The sequence below is a fragment of the Frondihabitans sp. 4ASC-45 genome (assembly GCF_049472575.1).
Lineage (GTDB): Bacteria > Actinomycetota > Actinomycetes > Actinomycetales > Microbacteriaceae > Frondihabitans.
Genome location: NZ_JBCEBN010000002.1, coordinates 308,622 through 324,789, shown reverse-complemented (window position 1 = coordinate 324,789; position 16,168 = coordinate 308,622). Strand labels below are relative to the sequence as shown.

The 16,168-nt window shown below is 66.6% G+C and carries 13 protein-coding genes; 3 read left to right on the top strand and 10 right to left on the bottom strand.

Features of this window, described 5'->3' with window-relative positions:
• Nucleotides 1–32: 32 nt before the first annotated feature.
• From mltG to VH571_RS05050, 6 genes are all read right to left on the bottom strand, one after another.
• Nucleotides 33–1,460, bottom strand: a complete 1,428-nt coding sequence (gene mltG / locus VH571_RS05075; RefSeq protein ID WP_423263594.1) for an endolytic transglycosylase MltG — start codon at nucleotides 1,458–1,460, stop codon at nucleotides 33–35.
• A 3-nt stretch (nucleotides 1,461–1,463) separates the two neighbouring features.
• Entirely contained in the window at nucleotides 1,464–1,979 is a 516-nt protein-coding gene (ruvX, locus tag VH571_RS05070) for a Holliday junction resolvase RuvX (RefSeq protein ID WP_423263769.1), read from the bottom strand.
• 2 nt (nucleotides 1,980–1,981) lie between these two features.
• A complete protein-coding gene (gene alaS, locus VH571_RS05065; protein WP_423263593.1) occupies nucleotides 1,982–4,642 on the bottom strand; it encodes an alanine--tRNA ligase in 2,661 nt (886 codons plus the stop codon).
• 61 nt (nucleotides 4,643–4,703) lie between these two features.
• Complete coding sequence (locus tag VH571_RS05060; protein WP_055957979.1) at nucleotides 4,704–4,886, bottom strand: hypothetical protein; 183 nt, start codon at nucleotides 4,884–4,886, stop codon at nucleotides 4,704–4,706.
• Nucleotides 4,887–5,022: 136 nt separating this feature from the next.
• Complete coding sequence (gene rpsD / locus VH571_RS05055; RefSeq protein ID WP_055957982.1) at nucleotides 5,023–5,652, bottom strand: 30S ribosomal protein S4; 630 nt, start codon at nucleotides 5,650–5,652, stop codon at nucleotides 5,023–5,025.
• A gap of 205 nt (nucleotides 5,653–5,857) precedes the next feature.
• The gene (locus VH571_RS05050) at nucleotides 5,858–7,315 is read right to left on the bottom strand and encodes a replication-associated recombination protein A (protein ID WP_423263591.1); all 1,458 of its coding nucleotides are present in this window, start codon (nucleotides 7,313–7,315) and stop codon (nucleotides 5,858–5,860) included.
• Nucleotides 7,316–7,438: 123 nt separating this feature from the next.
• Here VH571_RS05050 and VH571_RS05045 point away from each other — a divergent pair, with 123 nt between their 5' ends.
• The 3 genes from VH571_RS05045 to VH571_RS05035 all read left to right on the top strand — a co-directional run bounded on the left by VH571_RS05045 (nucleotide 7,439) and on the right by VH571_RS05035 (nucleotide 10,365).
• Nucleotides 7,439–8,218, top strand: a complete 780-nt coding sequence (locus tag VH571_RS05045; protein WP_423263590.1) for a peptidylprolyl isomerase — start codon at nucleotides 7,439–7,441, stop codon at nucleotides 8,216–8,218.
• A gap of 106 nt (nucleotides 8,219–8,324) precedes the next feature.
• Nucleotides 8,325–9,554 carry a DUF349 domain-containing protein gene (locus VH571_RS05040; protein ID WP_055957990.1) on the top strand — a complete coding sequence of 410 codons (1,230 nt, stop codon included), beginning with the start codon at nucleotides 8,325–8,327 and terminating at the stop codon, nucleotides 9,552–9,554.
• Between the two features lie 289 nt (nucleotides 9,555–9,843).
• A complete protein-coding gene (locus VH571_RS05035; protein WP_423263589.1) occupies nucleotides 9,844–10,365 on the top strand; it encodes a hypothetical protein in 522 nt (173 codons plus the stop codon).
• 212 nt (nucleotides 10,366–10,577) lie between these two features.
• On the opposite strand, the gene VH571_RS05030 is transcribed toward VH571_RS05035, so the two are convergent.
• The 4 genes from VH571_RS05030 to secD all read right to left on the bottom strand — a co-directional run bounded on the left by VH571_RS05030 (nucleotide 10,578) and on the right by secD (nucleotide 16,157).
• Nucleotides 10,578–12,899: a RelA/SpoT family protein gene (locus VH571_RS05030; protein ID WP_084815866.1), complete on the bottom strand. Its 2,322-nt coding sequence runs from the start codon at nucleotides 12,897–12,899 to the stop codon at nucleotides 10,578–10,580.
• Between the two features lie 113 nt (nucleotides 12,900–13,012).
• Nucleotides 13,013–13,366 carry a rhodanese-like domain-containing protein gene (locus VH571_RS05025; protein WP_423263588.1) on the bottom strand — a complete coding sequence of 118 codons (354 nt, stop codon included), beginning with the start codon at nucleotides 13,364–13,366 and terminating at the stop codon, nucleotides 13,013–13,015.
• Nucleotides 13,363–14,343 (bottom strand): protein translocase subunit SecF, encoded by a 981-nt coding sequence (secF, locus tag VH571_RS05020; protein WP_423263587.1) that lies wholly within the window; start codon nucleotides 14,341–14,343, stop codon nucleotides 13,363–13,365. Before secF ends, VH571_RS05025 begins: the two co-directional genes overlap by 4 nt.
• Nucleotides 14,343–16,157: a protein translocase subunit SecD gene (gene secD / locus VH571_RS05015; protein WP_084815867.1), complete on the bottom strand. Its 1,815-nt coding sequence runs from the start codon at nucleotides 16,155–16,157 to the stop codon at nucleotides 14,343–14,345. The genes secF and secD overlap by 1 nt, the downstream gene beginning before the upstream one ends.
• Nucleotides 16,158–16,168 lie beyond the last annotated feature (11 nt).

Sequence of the window (16,168 nt, the reverse complement as noted above, 5' to 3'; positions counted from 1 at the left end):
CGACGGTTGCCCCGTCGCGAGGCTCCCCCGGCCTACTGGTACTCGGGGTGGGCCCGCAGCCACGACTGGAACTGCGTCACGGCCTTCTGGTGCTCGGCATAGGTGGTCGAGAACACGGTCTCGCCGCTGTCGAGGTTGACGGTCACGAAGTAGACCCACGTGCCGGTCGCCGGCTTGACGGCGGCCTCGATGGCGATCTCACCGGGGTTCGAGATCGGCCCGACGGGCAGACCCTTGTGCACGTAGGTGTTGTATTTGTTGCTCGCGTCCGTACGCTCGGCGTCGGTCGTCGTGACCCGGTCGGTCGTGCCTGCGCCATACGCCACGGTCGCGTCGGACTGCAGCAGCATTCCGTCGTCGATCCGGTTCTGGAACACCCGCGCGACCTTCGGGTAGTCGGCCGCGAGACCGGCCTCCTTCTGAATGAGCGACGCGAAGATGACCGTGCGCTCCCACTTCGATTCGGGCACCCCCGCGGCGGTGAGGCGCTTCTTCATCTCGTCGACCATGTCTTGCAGGTAGGCGTGAGCGGTCTTGTTCGGTTCGAGCTCGTACGTCGCGGGGAACAGGTAGCCCTCGAGACTCGTCGCGTTCGACGGCAGATCGAACGACTTGTAGTCGGCCGCGGCCTTCTTCACCTTGGCGATCGGGATCTTCGTCGCGCTGGCCGTCAGACTGATGATGCCCTTGAGGGTCGTGCCCTCGGGGATCACGATCTTGGTGGTGATCCGGGCCGACGTCGACTGGAGGCGGTCGATGGCCGACTGCGCGCTCATGTGCTCGAACATCGAGTAGGTACCGGGCTGGAACGAGATCTCTTTGTTCGCCAGCAGCAGGCTGTAGGTCGCGGCCGACGTCTTGGTCACACCGGCCTTCGCGAGCTTCGACGCGATGGTCTCGCCGATATCACCCGAGACGATCGTGAACTCGACCTTGGTGCCATTGCCTGACCCGGCGTAGTCGTCGTCGGGCTCGCCGCCGAACAGCGACTGGATGCCGGGGGCGTACTGCTTGTAAAGGGTCGAGATGACGGCTCCACCACCGCCGACGACGATCAGGAGAACGGCGATCAGGATCCAGGTGCCCGGCTTTCGCCAGCGAGATCGTCGACGCTCGACCGGCGCCGTCGGTGGGGGTGCCGCAGCCTCCGCTGACGCCTGCGGTGCTCGCTTCGGGCGCTCGGTCTTGCGGGGAGCCGCGCGTCCGCGTCGACGCTCCTCTTCTTCGCGCCGAGCTCGGAGGTCGCGCCGCGACGGGCCGGGATCGGCCACCGTGGGCGTCACAGGAGGGGTCTGTCCGCTCGGCGGAACCTGTCCGCTTTGCGCAAGGCCGCCCTGCAGGGGCTGGCCGCTCTGCTCCGGCTCGTCGGCCGTCTCTCCCGATCGCCGCGACGTCGTCGTCGTGCGCTTCTCGGAGGGGGTGCCGGCAAAGATGTCGTCCCAGGAGGGTTCGTCTGCCACGTTCTACCGTTTCTCGTCGGAATTCGTCGTCACGGGAACAAGGGAGCCCGGTGGACGTCCGCTCGATCGTTCCAGGTCGATGGCGTGCTGGACGATTATAACGGCGGCCACCTGATCGATCACGGACCGCTGCTTTTTCGACGACCGACCGGAGGCGCGGAGGGCCGACGATGCGGTCACCGTCGAGAGACGTTCATCGACGAGACGGACTGGCCGAGGATCCGCGCCCCGCGCCAGACGCTCCGCGAATTCGCGCGCGTCCGACGTCGACGGGGTGTCGCCGCCCGACAGTGACAGGGGCAGGCCCACCACGATCTCGATCGCGTCGAGCTCGGTGGCGTGCGCCAGAATCGTCTTCACGTCGTCGCCGGCGGCACCGGTGTCTTTCGGGCTGCCCGAGCGCGTGACCGTCTCGATCGGCGTGGCGATCAGACCGTGGGGATCGGTGCGCGCGACGCCGATGCGGGCTTTGCCCACATCGACGCCGATCCGCGCCCCGCGGCGAAACCCCGTATCGATGATCAGGACCTGAGCGCTTCGACGATGGCGGTGAGTGCGGCGGGGATCGCCGACACATCGGAGCCTCCGCCCTGAGCGAGGTCGTCTTTACCGCCTCCGCCACCACCGAGGATGCCGGCCGCGGTGCGGGCCAGAAGGCCGGCCTTGGCGCCGGCGTCGCGCGCCGGGGCGTTGGTCGCCACGATGACCGCTGGCTTGCCCGAAACGTCGGCCGCGAGGGCCACGACGGCGGGAACCGAGGATCCGAGACGCTCGCGAACGTTCGTCGCCAGACTCCGCAGTTCGTCGGCCGACTTCACCTGACCGACGTGTTCTGAGACGACACGCAGATCGCCCACGGCCGAAGCCTTCTCGACGAGTGCGGGAACGCGCGTCTGCAGGGCCGCCGCTTCGAACTCGGCAATCCGCTTTTCGGCCGCCTTCAGCTGACCGGCGAGGTCGGCGATGCGATCGGGAAGCTGCTCGCGCGGCGTCTTGAGCGAGGAGGTCAGTTGGTTGATCAGCGAACGCTCGGTGGCGAAGTCGCGGAAGGCGTCCACGCCGACGAGCGATTCGACGCGGCGGTTGGTCGATCCGATCGATGACTCACCGACGAGGTTGATCAGACCGATCTGCGACGAATGCGACACGTGGGTGCCGGCGCAGAGCTCGCGCGACCAGGGGCCGCCGATGTCGACCATGCGCACCTCCTCGCCGTACTTCTCGCCGAACAGGGCCATGGCTCCGGCCGCGCGCGCTTCGTCGAGCGGGAGGATGCGAGTCGTGACCTCGAGGTCGTCGCGGATCTTGGAGTTGGCGATGTCTTCGATCTCGCTGCGGGTGCCCGCCGACAGGGGGTTCGACCAATTGAAGTCGAGGCGCATGTAGCCCGACTTGTTGTACGAGCCGGCCTGGTGCGCCTCGGGGCCGAGCACCTGCCGCAGGGCGGCGTGGATGAGGTGCGTCGCCGAGTGTGCCTGCGTTGCTCCGCGACGGTACGTGGGGTCGACCACGCTGGTGGCGGCGTCGCCGACACCGACCTCGCCGGATCGCACCTGCACGCGGTGGCTGATGAGGCCCTTGACGGGCTTCTGCACGTCGAGCACCTCGAGGTCGAACCCGTTGCCGACAATGCTGCCCGCATCGGCCTCCTGGCCACCCGACTCGGCGTAGAGCGAGGTCTCGGCGAGGATGACCTCGGCGATGTCGCCGGCCACGGCTCGATCGACCGACTCGCCCCCGACGATCAGACCCAGGATGCGCGACTCGGTGTTGAGGAAGTCGTAGCCGGTGAAGACCGTCTCGCCCCGGCCTCGGAACGCCGAGTAAACGCTGAGGTCGGCGAGGGCCGTCTTGCGCGACTTCGCGTCGGCCTTGGCGCGAGAGCGCTGCTCCTGCATCAGGGTGTCGAACGCAGTGCGGTCGACGGTGAGGCCGGCCTCTTCGGCGATTTCGAGGGTGAGGTCGATCGGGAACCCGAACGTGTCGTGGAGAAGGAAGGCGGTGTCGCCCTTGAGCTCCTTCTTGCTGGCGGCGACGGTCTGGTCGACCGCCTCGTCGAGAATCGCGGTGCCGGAGGCCAGGGTGCGGAGGAAGGTCTCCTCCTCGGCGAAGGCGAGGCGCGAAATGCGGCTGTAGTCGGTCTCGACCTCGGGGTAGGCGGCCTTCATCGCGTCGCGCGAGGCGGCGAAGAGCTCGGGGAAGGTCGCGCCTTCGACACCGAGCAGGCGCATCGAGCGCACGCTCCGTCGGAGGAGGCGGCGCAGGATGTAGCCGCGGCCCTCGTTCGACGGGGTCACGCCGTCGCTCATGAGCATCAGCGCGGAGCGGACGTGGTCGGCGATGACGCGCATGCGCACGTCGTCGTCGTGGTCGGCGCCGTAGGCCCGACCGGAGAGCTCGGCGGCACGGTCGAGCACGGGGCGCACCTGGTCGATCTCGTACATGTTGTCGACCCCCTGCTTGAGGAAGGCGACTCGTTCGAGACCCATGCCGGTGTCGATGTTTTTGTTGGGTAGCTCTCGCACGATGTCGAAGTCGACCTTCGAGCGCACGTTGTCGATCTGGTACTGCATGAACACGAGGTTCCAGATCTCGACGTAGCGGTCGTCGTCGGTGGCGGGTCCGCCGTCGATGCCGTAGGCGGGGCCACGGTCGAAGAAGATCTCGGAGCAGGGGCCGGCAGGGCCCGGCTGGCCGGTGTGCCAGTAGTTGGTGTCTTTGTCGAGACGCTGGATCTTCTCGTCGGGAAGGCCCGCGATCGACTTCCAGAGGGCGATGGCCTCGTCGTCGTCTTTGTAGACGGTGACCCACAGGTCTTTCTGGTCGAACCCGAGCCCGCCATCGGCCTCCGGGGTTGTCAGCAGCTCCCACGCGTAGGTGATCGCCTGCTCTTTGAAGTAATCGCCGAACGAGAAATTGCCGTTCATCTGGAAGAAGGTGCCGTGGCGCGGCGTCTTGCCGACCTCTTCGATGTCGTTGGTGCGGATGACCTTCTGCACGCTCGTCGCCCGCGGGTACGGCGCCGGCACCAGGCCGGAGAGATACGGGATGAACGGCACCATGCCGGCCACGACGAAGAGCAGGCTGGGGTCGTCGCTCACGAGCGAGGCGGACGGCACGACGGTGTGCCCACGGTCGCCGAAGTACTTCAGCCAGCGGTTGCGAATTTCAGCGGTCTGCATGGTGGTCTCTCAGATCTGGTGTGTCGGAGTCGCTGGTGCGTCGGATTCGAGGCGCGACGGATCAGTCGCGATCGCGCAGTTCGGCTTCGCGGCTGCGATAGCCATCGGCCACGGCCGTGGAGAAACGCGACAGGCGGCTGTCGAGACCCGTGAAGAACTCCCGACCGGCCGGTGTCTGGTTGACCTTGTGGGCCACGACGAAGCCCAGGGCGGTGCCGACGAGCAGGAAGAACAGGGATTTCACGGTTGGAGCTCCTTCGAATGGACTGCCGTCAATCCTACCGAGATGCAGAAAGGGAGCAGACCGCGCGAGGCGGGCTGCTCCCTGTCTGTGGAGAGGCTCTCCCTGTGGAGGAGGAGAAGCCGGGTGAAGAAAGGGTCTAGCGGGCGGCGTAGTACTCGACGACCAGCTGGACTTCACAGGTCACGGGGACCTCGACGCGCTTCGGGCGACGAACGAGCTTCGCCTGCAGCTTGTCGATCTCGACCTCGAGGTACGCGGGAAGCTTGGGGAGGACGTCCACGTGACCACCGGCGGCGGCGACCTGGAAGGGCTCCATCGACTCCGACTTCGGCTTGACGTGCATCATCTGGCCCGGCTTGACGCGGAACGAGGGACGGTCGACGAGCTTGCCGTCGACGAGGATGTGACGGTGAACGATCATCTGGCGAGCCTGAGCCGTGGTGCGGGCGAAGCCGGCACGCAGGATCAGTGCGTCGAGACGCGTCTCGAGGAGCTCGACGAGGTTCTCACCGGTCAGGCCCTTGGCCTTGCGGGCCTCTTCGAAGACGATCTTGAGCTGAGCTTCGCGGATACCGTACTGGGCACGCAGACGCTGCTTCTCGCGGAGACGGACGGCGTAGTCGCTGTCGGTCTTGCGCTTGGTGCGGCCGTGCTCACCGGGAGCGTAAGGACGCTTCTCGAGGTAGCGGGCGGCCTTCGGGGTCAGCGCGATGCCGAGGGCACGCGACAGACGGGTCTTGCTGCGGGTACGTGACTTAGTGGACACGGTTCCCTTCCTTGTCGAAAATGGAAATGAAATGAGCGTCAAGCGCGCGAGCGCCGGCGTTCGTAACAAGAGGGGTGATCGCCGCGGTGGCCGACCGGCTACAGGTCGTCTCACCTTGATCAGAACGTCTTCCGCAGCCGCGCTTCGACGCCCTGAATACAGGCAACCGTTCAAGCTTACATGGAGAGAAGGATGTGCGGGAGCATTAGTGCCCCCGGGTGATTCTCCGCAGCTTCTCGAGCCTGGCCGTAACGTCGCGCTCATTGCCGTTGCTCGTGGGGTCGTAGTAGCTGCGCCCCACCAGCTCGTCGGGGAGGTACTGCTGCTCGACGACGCCGAACTCGGAGTCGTGGGCGTACTTGTAGCCCTTGCCGTGGCCGAGCCGTTTGGCGCCCGGGTAGTGCGCGTCGCGCAGGTGCTTCGGCACGCGGCCGGCTTTGCCGGCTCGCACGTCGGCGATGGCCTGATCGATGCCGAGGTAGGAGCGGTTGGATTTGGGAGCGGTCGCGAGGTAGACAACGGCCTCAGCCAACGGGATGCGGCCCTCGGGCATGCCGATCATCTGCACCGCATCGGCCGCGGCCATCGCGATGAGGAGGGCCTGCGGGTCGGCCATCCCGATGTCTTCTGCGGCCGAGACGATGATGCGCCGGGCGATAAACCGAGGATCCTCCCCGGCCTCGATCATCCTGGCCAGATAGTGGAGTGCGGCGTCGACGTCGCTCCCCCGCACCGACTTGATGAACGCCGAGATGACGTCGTAGTGCTCGTCGCCGTTGCGGTCGTACCGGAGCAGCGCCCGATCGACGGACTGGGCGACGAGCTCGGAGGTGATGAGCGGGGCGGGCCCGGACTGCGGGTCGGTGTCGTCGCGGGGCCGGGCTGGATCCTTGTCGTTGTCTTCGTCGTCTTCGTCGTCTTCGTCGGCCTCATCGTCGTCTTCGTCGAGGTCGTCGACCGAGCCCGCATCGGCCTCGACGTCGGCCATGGCCCACGCGGACTGCGCCGACGCCTCGAGGGCCGTCAGCGCACGGCGGGCATCGCCCGAGGCGAGACGCACGATCATCGCGAGGGCGTCGTCGTCGAGAGTGACACTGTCGTCGAGGCCTCGGGGGTCGCGGACGGCGCGTCGCACCAGCTCGGCGAGGTCGTCGTCGCTCAGTTGCTCGAGGGTGAGGAGAAGCGACCGGGAGAGGAGCGGAGTGATGACGGAGAACGAGGGATTCTCGGTCGTCGCGGCGATGAGGATGATCCAGCCGTTCTCGACCCCGGGAAGCAGAGCGTCTTGCTGCGCTTTGGTGAAGCGGTGGATCTCGTCGAGGAACAGCACGGTCGTCGTGCCGTAGAGATCGCGGTTGGTGAGCGCCTTCTCCATCACCTGGCGGACGTCTTTGACACCCGCGGTGACGGCCGAGAGCTCGACGAACTGTCGGCCCGAGCTGTGGGCGACCGCCTGCGCAAGAGTCGTCTTACCCGTGCCGGGCGGACCCCACAGGATCACCGAGACGGCACCCGACTCGCCGGAGGTGTCGGACGCGAGCTGCACCAGCGGCGAACCCGGTCGCAGCAGGTGCTTCTGGCCGGCGACCTCGTCGAGGCTGGTGGGGCGCATGCGGACGGCCAGAGGGGTGGAACTCTGCCGCACGCGCGAAAGCGGGCTCATGAGAACTCATGCTAGACCGGACCCCCGACACCGCCTGCCGTGGTCGGAGCCGCTCCTCCGTTACAGTTCAGGCTGAACCTGCTTCACGCTCCTCCGGGGGCGCCAGCTCATTCTGGAGGATCCGTGGCACCGAGCAAGAACGACCGTGAAGCCCGTGAGCGGCTGAGGCGCTACACCGCCCGTCAGCAGGTGTACGGGGTGCAGACCAAGCGTCGGTTCCGTGACAACGTTGCCGCGATCATCGCCGTCGTGCTCGTGGGCGCTCTCGGAACGGGCGCGCAGATCGTCTACGCCCGGGGTGGGTTCTCCCCCGCATCGACGGCAGCTTCGTCGCCGTCCGCTTCGGCGTCTGCCGCCTCCGCCGTGCCGTCGAAAAGCATCGCCGAAGACCGCACCTGGACGGGCTCGCTGAAGCTCAACTCGAACGTGACGCTGGGCATCGAACTCGACGGCGCAAAGGCGCCTCAGGCGACCAGCGTGCTCGTGACCCTGATCAAGAAGAACTTCTACGAGGGCACGCACTGCTGGCGGATGAGCAACGGCAACGGCGCCAAGTTCCTCCAGTGCGGTGCGACCAAGGCCGATGGCACGGGCGACGACGGGTACCAGTTCGGCCCTCTCGAGAACGTGCCCGCCGACTCCGAGTACAAGACCGGCGTCATCGCCATGGCGCGGGCCTCGACGGCCGACTCCCAGGCCACGCAGTTCTTCATCGTCTATGGCCCCACGACCCTCGACGGGACGACCGGCGGTTACACAGTGGTCGGCAAGGTGACCTCCGGCCTGTCGTCGATGGAGAAGAACATCACCGATAAGGGCCTGACCCCCGCAGATTCGGCGAAGAGCCCGACGGACGGCGCGCCCAAGGTCGCGACGACGATCACCGCCGCCACCATCAAGTAGCTTCATTCCAAGGCTCCGCCCAGGCTTCGCGTCTGTGCAATAGGCTGAACATCCATCGCGAGAGGCTGATGGACCTCACCGACGAGACACGCAGCAAGGTGGAATTGTGGCTACGAACGATCAGGCGCCCTGGGGCCGAGTCGATGACGACGGGACGGTCTACGTCCGACAGGCCGATGGCGAACGCGCCGTCGGCCAGTACCCCGACGCGACCCCCGAAGAGGCACTCGCCTACTACGAACGCAAGTTCACCGAGCTCGCCGGTCAGGTGACGCTCCTCGAGCAGCGCGTCAAGCGGGGTGCCAGCGCCTCCGACGTCTCGAAGGCGGTCGGCCACCTCAAAGAGGCCTTGGCCGAGCCCAGCGCCGTCGGCGACATCGATGCCCTGCGCACTCGAGTCGCCGCTCTCGACACGACAGTCGTCGAACTGACCCAGCAGCAGAGCGCTGAAGCGCAGGCCGCTCAGGCGGAGGCCGTCGCGTACCGCACGGCTCTCGTCGTCGAAGCCGAGGCATTGGCGGCTCAGGATCCCGCGCGGGTCCAGTGGAAACAGGTCACCGCGTCCGTCGACGACATCTTCTCGCGCTGGCAGAAGCACCAGCAAGACGGCCCGCGCATTCCCAAGGGCGAGGGCAACGACCTGTGGAAGCGCTTCCGCGCGGCCCGCTCGACGATCGACACGCACCGTAAAGCCTTCTACGCCGAGCTCGACTCGGTGCACCGTGACGCCCGAAGCCGCAAGCAGGCTCTGGTGGAGCGTGCCGAAGAGCTGGCGCCGAAGGGTGCCGACGGCATCCCCACCTACCGCCAGCTGCTCGACGACTGGAAGCGCGCCGGCCGCGCCGGCAAGAAGTACGACGACGCTCTCTGGGCCCGATTCAAGGCTGCCGGCGACGTGCTCTACGGGGCGAAGACCGCCCTCGTCGCGCAAGACGAAGAAGAGTACAGCGCCAACCTCGAGGCGAAGAACGCTCTGCTCGACGAGGGCCAGGCGATCCTTGCGCTCACCGACCGGGTTGCGGCTCGCGACGCTCTGATCTCTCTGCAGCAGCGCTTCGACGACATCGGTCGGGTTCCGCGCGAGCAGGTCCGACCCGTCGAAGACCGCCTCCGCAAGATCGAGACGCACGTTCGCACCCTCGACGAAGAGTTCTGGCAGAAGAACAACCCGGAGCGCAAAGCCCGGTCGGAGGGCCTCGCCGGCCAGCTGCAGAGTGCCATCGCGAAGCTCGAGACCGAGCTCGAGGCGGCACAGGCCTCGGGCGACAAGCGCGCGATCAAAGACGCTCAGGAGGCGCTCGACGCCCGTCGCGTCTGGCTGGACGCGCTCGGCTAGACATCGCGTTCGTCTCGGGCTCTGCAAATCGGCTCAGACCCTCGCTATCGGCTCGGACCCTCGTTATCGGCTCAGACCCGTGTCCTAGGACGCGGGTCTGTGCCGGTTAAGCGGGTCTGCGCCGTCTTCAGGGGGCTATGCCGTCTTGAAGGGTCGGTGCCGCTCGGGCACTCGTGGGCGCCTCGGCGGGCGCGCGGGGCGGGCCTCCACCGCGCCGGGGCGGCCAGCGGCTGTCCACAGATCGGGGTGGCCGCGGATCCTCGTCGTCTCGTTCGTCGAGGCTGGAGTCATGACCACCTCGCTTCCGTCCGTTCTCACCACCGCTGAGCTCCCCTCCGTCGAGTTACAGGCCGCCGCCCTCGACGGAGACGTGTTTCCCCTCGACCGGGCGTTCTGCTCGATCGCCGAATTCGATGTTCCGTGGCGGCGGGCGCTGGCCCTCGCGCCGCGTGTGACTCCGGCAGCGGTCGCGGTGCGCCTGACGGCGGCCTGGGTCTGGGGCGCAATTGCCGAAGCGCCGTGGGAGGCGGAGGTCTTGACGCACGGGCATCGGGTGCGCGACTTCGCTGACGAGATCGTTGACTTCGGGCCGATCCGGGTGACTACGCCGGCTCGCACGCTCGTTGACCTCGCGCGCGCCGACGTGTGGGACGCCCGGGTGGCGCTGGCGGCCCGTCGGCTTGCCGAAGAGCACCACTTGACCGCTGACGACATCCGCGCCGTGCTCTCGCGATCGACGCATCTGCCGTACCGGCGGGCGGAGGATCGGCTCGGCGGGCTGGGCCTGACGGCGGGCCGCGACTGTGCCTGAATTCAGGAACGGTCGGGCGCGGATCCTGAACAAAGGAGTGCCGAGGCCCAAGGCTCCTGACTGACGTGCGGTGGAGATTCGCTGCTCCTTCGTCGAGGAGCGCGACTCCTTAGTTCAGGAGCCCAAGACCCTACGAGCCCAAGAGCCCGCGAGCCCAAGACCCAACGAGCCCAAGACCCAACGAGCCCAAGGATCCGCGACACCGCGCTCGCTCAACCCCCGCTGACGCGGTAGACGTCGTAGACCGCATCGATGCGGCGAACCGCATTCAGCACCCGGTCGAGGTGGGTGGTGTCGCCCATCTCGAACACGAACCGGCTGAGGGCCAGACGCTCGGACGAGGTCGAGACCGTCGCCGACAGGATGTTCACGTGATGCTCCGAGAGCACCCGCGTGACGTCGGAGAGGAGGCCCGACCGATCGAGCGCCTCGATCTGGATCTGCACGAGGAACACGCTCTTGGAGGAGGGCGCCCACGAGACTTCGATCATTCGCTCGGGCTCGTTCATCAGGCTCTGCACGTTGTGGCAAGAGGCCTGGTGGACGCTGACCCCCTGACCCCGGGTGATGAAGCCCACGATCTGGTCGCCGGGCACCGGGGTGCAGCACTTAGCGAGCTTGACGAGAATGTCGGGTGCGCCTCGCACGAGCACGCCCGAGTCGCTGTTGCGCAGGGGCCGCTGACGACCCTTCGACGGGAACTCGAGGTCGAGATCGGTGTCGTCGTCGGTCTGCGTCTGCACGGCGGACAGGATCTTCTCGATCACCGACTGCGTCGAGATGTGCCCTTCGCCGACAGCGGCGTACAGAGCCGTAATGTCGTCGTAGCGCATCGTCGCCGCGACCTCGGCGATCGAGTCTTGGCTCATGAGCTTCTGGAGCGGGAGGTTCTGCTTGCGCATGGCTCGCGCGATGGCGTCTTTGCCCTGCTCGACCGCCTCGTCGCGGCGCTCTTTCGTGAACCACTGCTTGATCTTGTTGCGGGCGCGCGGGCTCTTGACGAAGGCGAGCCAGTCTTGGGAGGGGCCCGAGTCGGGGTTCTTCGAAGTGAAGACCTCGACCACGTCGCCCGACGTGAGGGTCGACTCGAGAGGCACCAGGCGGCCGTTGACCTTGGCCCCCATCGTGCGGTGCCCGACCTCGGTGTGCACGGCGTAGGCGAAGTCGACGGGCGTCGCCCCCGAGGGCAGGCCGATGACCTTGCCCTGCGGCGTGAAGACGTAGACCTCTTTCGCCCCGATCTCGAAGCGGAGGCTGTCAAGGAACTCCCCCGGGTCGGCGGTCTCGGCCTGCCAGTCGGAGATGTGGGCAAGCCACGCCATGTCGGTCTCGGTCTTGGGGTCGCTCAGGTTGTCGCGGCCGCCGTTCATCCGCTGCTTGTACTTCCAGTGCGCGGCCACACCGAACTCGGCACGCTGGTGCATCTCGTGGGTGCGGATCTGGATCTCGACCGGACGGCCCTTGGGCCCGATCACGGTCGTGTGCAGCGACTGGTACAGGTTGAACTTCGGGGTCGCGATGTAGTCCTTGAAGCGACCGGGGATCGGGTTCCAGCGCGCGTGGATCGAGCCGAGTACCGCGTAACAGTCGCGGAGCGAGTTCACCAGCACGCGGATGCCGACGAGGTCGTAGATCTCGTCGAACTCGCGACCGCGCACGATCATCTTCTGGTAGATCGAGTAGTACTGCTTCGGTCGGCCGACGACGTCGCCGCGGATCTTCGACGACTTGAGGTCGCTCTTGACCGCGTTGATGACGTTCTGCACGAACTGCTCGCGCTGCGGGGTCCGCTGCTTGACCAGACTGTCGATCTCGACGTAGAGCTTCGGGTGGAGCACCGCGAAGCTGAGGTCTTCGAGCTCCCACTTGATCGTCTGGATTCCGAGGCGGTGGGCCAACGGAGCGTAGATCTCGAGCGTCTCGGTCGCCTTGCGGCTGGCCGACGAGGATTCGACGAAACCCCAGGTGCGCGCGTTGTGCAGGCGGTCGGCGAGTTTGATGACGAGCACGCGGATGTCTTTCGACATCGCGACCACCATCTTGCGGACGGTCTCGGCCTGAGCGCTGTCGCCGTACTTGAGCTTGTCGAGCTTGGTGACGCCATCGACGAGCATGGTGATCTCGTCACCGAAGTCGCGACGCAGCATGTCGAGCGTGTAATCGGTGTCTTCGACGGTGTCGTGCAGCAGGGCCGCCGCGATCGTCTTCGCACCGATGCCGAGGTCGGCCAGAATCTGAGCGACTGCCACCGGGTGGGTGATGTACGGCTCACCGCTCTTGCGGAACTGACCGGTGTGGGCGCGCTCGGCAACCGTGTAGGCGTGTTCGATGATCGAGAGGTCGGCCTTGGGGTGATGCATGCGGACCGTCTTGATGAGCCGGTCGACGGCACCCGCCGGCTGACTCCGCGAGAAGAGGCGGGGCAGCAGAGTGCGCAGTGAGGCCGTGGAGGCTCCCCCACCCTGCGGCGCTGAACCCGGGCGACCCGGATCACCGGGCGCGGGAGACTCGGTCGTAGAGATCTCTGTCGTCATCAGCGCCCACTCTCGTCAGTGCATGTGTTCAGCAGTGCATCTGTTCAGCTAGCGGACTCGGTCACGAAAGCTCTCGCCCGACTACCGCATCTGTTCAGGATAGTCGGTCGAGGTCAGCCGACTGACGGCTCGGCACCGTTCTCGCTCGTCAGTTCGCCCTCGGCGTGCTGCCAGGCCACCATGCCGCCGAGCACGTTGACCGCGTTGTAGCCGTTCTGACGGAGGGCGTTGGTCACCTGGGCGGAACGACCGCCGAGATGGCAGACGACGAGGATCTCGCGGTCGTCGGGGACCTCCGACACGCGGACGCCGATCTCGGACATCGGCAGCAGGTGCGCGCCGGGAGCATGGCCGGCATCCCACTCGTGCTGCTCGCGCACGTCGAGGAGGTAGGCGCCGTTCTCGACGGCGCTGACAGCCTCCGCGGCATCGATCTCAGTGCGCTGGGCGGATCCTTCGGTTGTCATGCGGTGACCTCGGCTTTCGCCTTCTTCTCATCGGACTTCTTGATCAGCGTCTCGTGACCGCGGATCTGTGCGTAGACCGGCGCCGCGATGAAGATCGTGGAGTAGGTGCCGACCAGGATCCCGATGAACAGCGACAGGGAGATGTCGCGCAGGGTGCCCGCACCGAGCAGAACCGATCCGATGAAGAGGATCGCTGCCACGGGCAGCAGGGCGACGACCGAGGTGTTGATCGAGCGGACGAGCGTCTGGTTGACCGCGAGGTTGACCGATTCGCCGAAGGTGCGAGACGAGCCGTTCTTGTCTTCGGAGTTGTTCTCGCGGATCTTGTCGAAGACGACGACCGTGTCGTAGAGCGAGTAGCCGAGGATCGTCAGGAACCCGATCACCGCCGCCGGCGAGACCTGGAAGCCGAGGATGCCGTAGACGCCCGCCGTGATCACCAGGTCGTGGATGAGCGAGATCATCGCGGCCGCCGCCATCTTCCAGGTGCGGAAGTAGATGGTCATGAAGATCGCGGCCAGGATGAGGAAGATCACGAGCCCGCGGATGGCCTGTGTCGTGATGTCGCCACCCCAGGTGGCGCCGATGAAGCTTGTTGCGACGTTCTTCTCGGGCACGTCGTACGCCTTGGCGAGGTCGAGGCCGAGGGTGTCGGTCTGACGCGTAGTCAACTCGTTCACCTGCACGCGGACGATGTCACCGCCGACGATCGAGACGAGGGGCGTGGCGTCGGATTTAAATGCCGTCACGGTATCGATGGCGGTCTCTTGCTTGGGGTCGGTGACCCCCGAGATCTGGTACTCGGAGCCGCCGGTGAAGTCGATGCTGAACTGGAAGCCGCCGCGGGCGAGCGGGATGAGCACGGACGCGAGCACCAGGATGATCGCGATGCCGTACCAGATCTTGCGTCGGCCGACGATATTGACCGAACGGGCCCCCGTGTAGAGGTCGTTACCGAACTGGGAGAAGCTGGCCATCAGGAATCCTTCTCGGACGTGGTGCCGGACTGGTCGTTCGTGGGTGCGGTGCCGTTGGTCGGCCCGGTGCCGCTGGTGGGGCCGGTGCCGTTCGTCGGCGCCGTGCCGTCCGCCTCGGCCCTGCGGCGCTCGGCGATCGTCTGGCGCTTCTCGGCCTCCTTGCCGCCGGCGCGCTTGCGGCCCGCCGCGAGGGGCTCGCGGAAGTGCGCACGACCGCGGTAGACGGCACCGAGGGCATTGGGATCGAGCCCGCTGAACTTGTGGCCGCCGCCGAAGTAGCGGGTGCCGGCGAGCAAGCGCAGCATCGGGTGGGTGAACAGCACCACGACGATGACGTCGATGAGGGTGGTCAGCAGCAGGGTGAGAGCGAAACCCTTCACGTTGCCGACCGCGAGGATGTAGAGGGTGACGGCGGCGAGGAAGTTGACCGTGTCGGAGGCGAGGATCGTGCGGATCGCGCGCTTCCAGCCGTGTTCGACGGCCGACTCGAGGGGGCGGCCGTCTCGGAGCTCGTCTCGGATGCGCTCGAAGTAGACGATGAACGAGTCGGCGGTGATACCGATGGCGACGATGAGACCTGCCACACCGGCCAGCGAGAGGCGGTAGCCGTCGTGCCACGAGAGGAAGTCGATCGTGAGATAGGTGATCACGCCGGAGATCGCGAGCGAGAGGACGGTCACGAAGGCCAGTGCCCGGTATTGGATCACCGAGTAGATGATCACCAGGATGAGGCCGATCAGACCGGCGATCAGGCCGGAGAGGAGCTGGGTCGTGCCGAGAGTGGCCGAGATGACCTCGTTGCTCTGGACCTCGAAGTTGATCGGCAGGGCACCGAACTTCAGCTGGTCGGCCAGGGTCTTCGCGGAGTCGGAGGTGAAGTTACCGGTGATCTGGGCCGAGCCGTCGGTGATCGCCGAGTTGGTCGACGGGGCGGTGATGACGGATCCGTCGAGCACGATCGCGAACTGGTTGCGCGGTGCGGTCAGCGAGACAAGACGGCTGGTGACGTTCTTGAACTCCGTCGTGCCCTTGCCGTTGAAGTCGATGTTGACTGCCCACTGGCCGGTGCTGTTGCCCTGCGAGTTAGTGGCGAGGCCCGACGTCGCGTCGCTGATCGTCGAGCCTTCGACCTCGACGGGGCCGAGGATGAACTTCGAGACCTGACCGCTGTCGTCGGTGGAGCAAGTGACCAGCGGCTCGTCGTCGGGGGCGTTCGTCACGTCGTCGGGAGCGGCGCAGTTGTAGTTCGTGTAGAGGTCGGCGAGACGCTCCGAGATCCAGCTGACGTCAGAGGCATCGGTCGGCTTCGCGGTCGGGTTCGCATCCAGTGTCTTGCTCGGCGTGTACGGCGTGGCCGACGCCGAGGCCCCGACCGAGCTGGCGGTCGCGGCCTCGGTGTAGAGGACGGGACGGAACGTGAGGCGAGCAGCGGACTCGATGCGGTTCAGCTGCTCTTCGCTCGGCTTGCCGGGCAGCGACACGACGATGTTGTTGCGCCCCTGCGTGTTGATCTCGGCCTCGGTGACACCGTTCGCGTTGATGCGCTGACGGATGATCGACACGGCCTGGTTCAGCTGGTCGGACGAAACCGTGGCACCGCTCTGGAGCTGTGCCTGCAGGGTGATCTGCGTGCCGCCCTGGAGGTCGAGTGCGAGCTCGGGGACGAAGCTGGCGTTGCCCCACCACCCCGTGTCGTCGCCCGTCGTCTTGTGCAAGATCGTCGCCGCCCCGTTGAGGGCTGTGATGGCGGCGATGATCACCAGCAGCCAGGTCAGGGAGCGAAGGGCCTTCTTCGCGGGCGTCGATCGTGCCACGGAGGAACTCT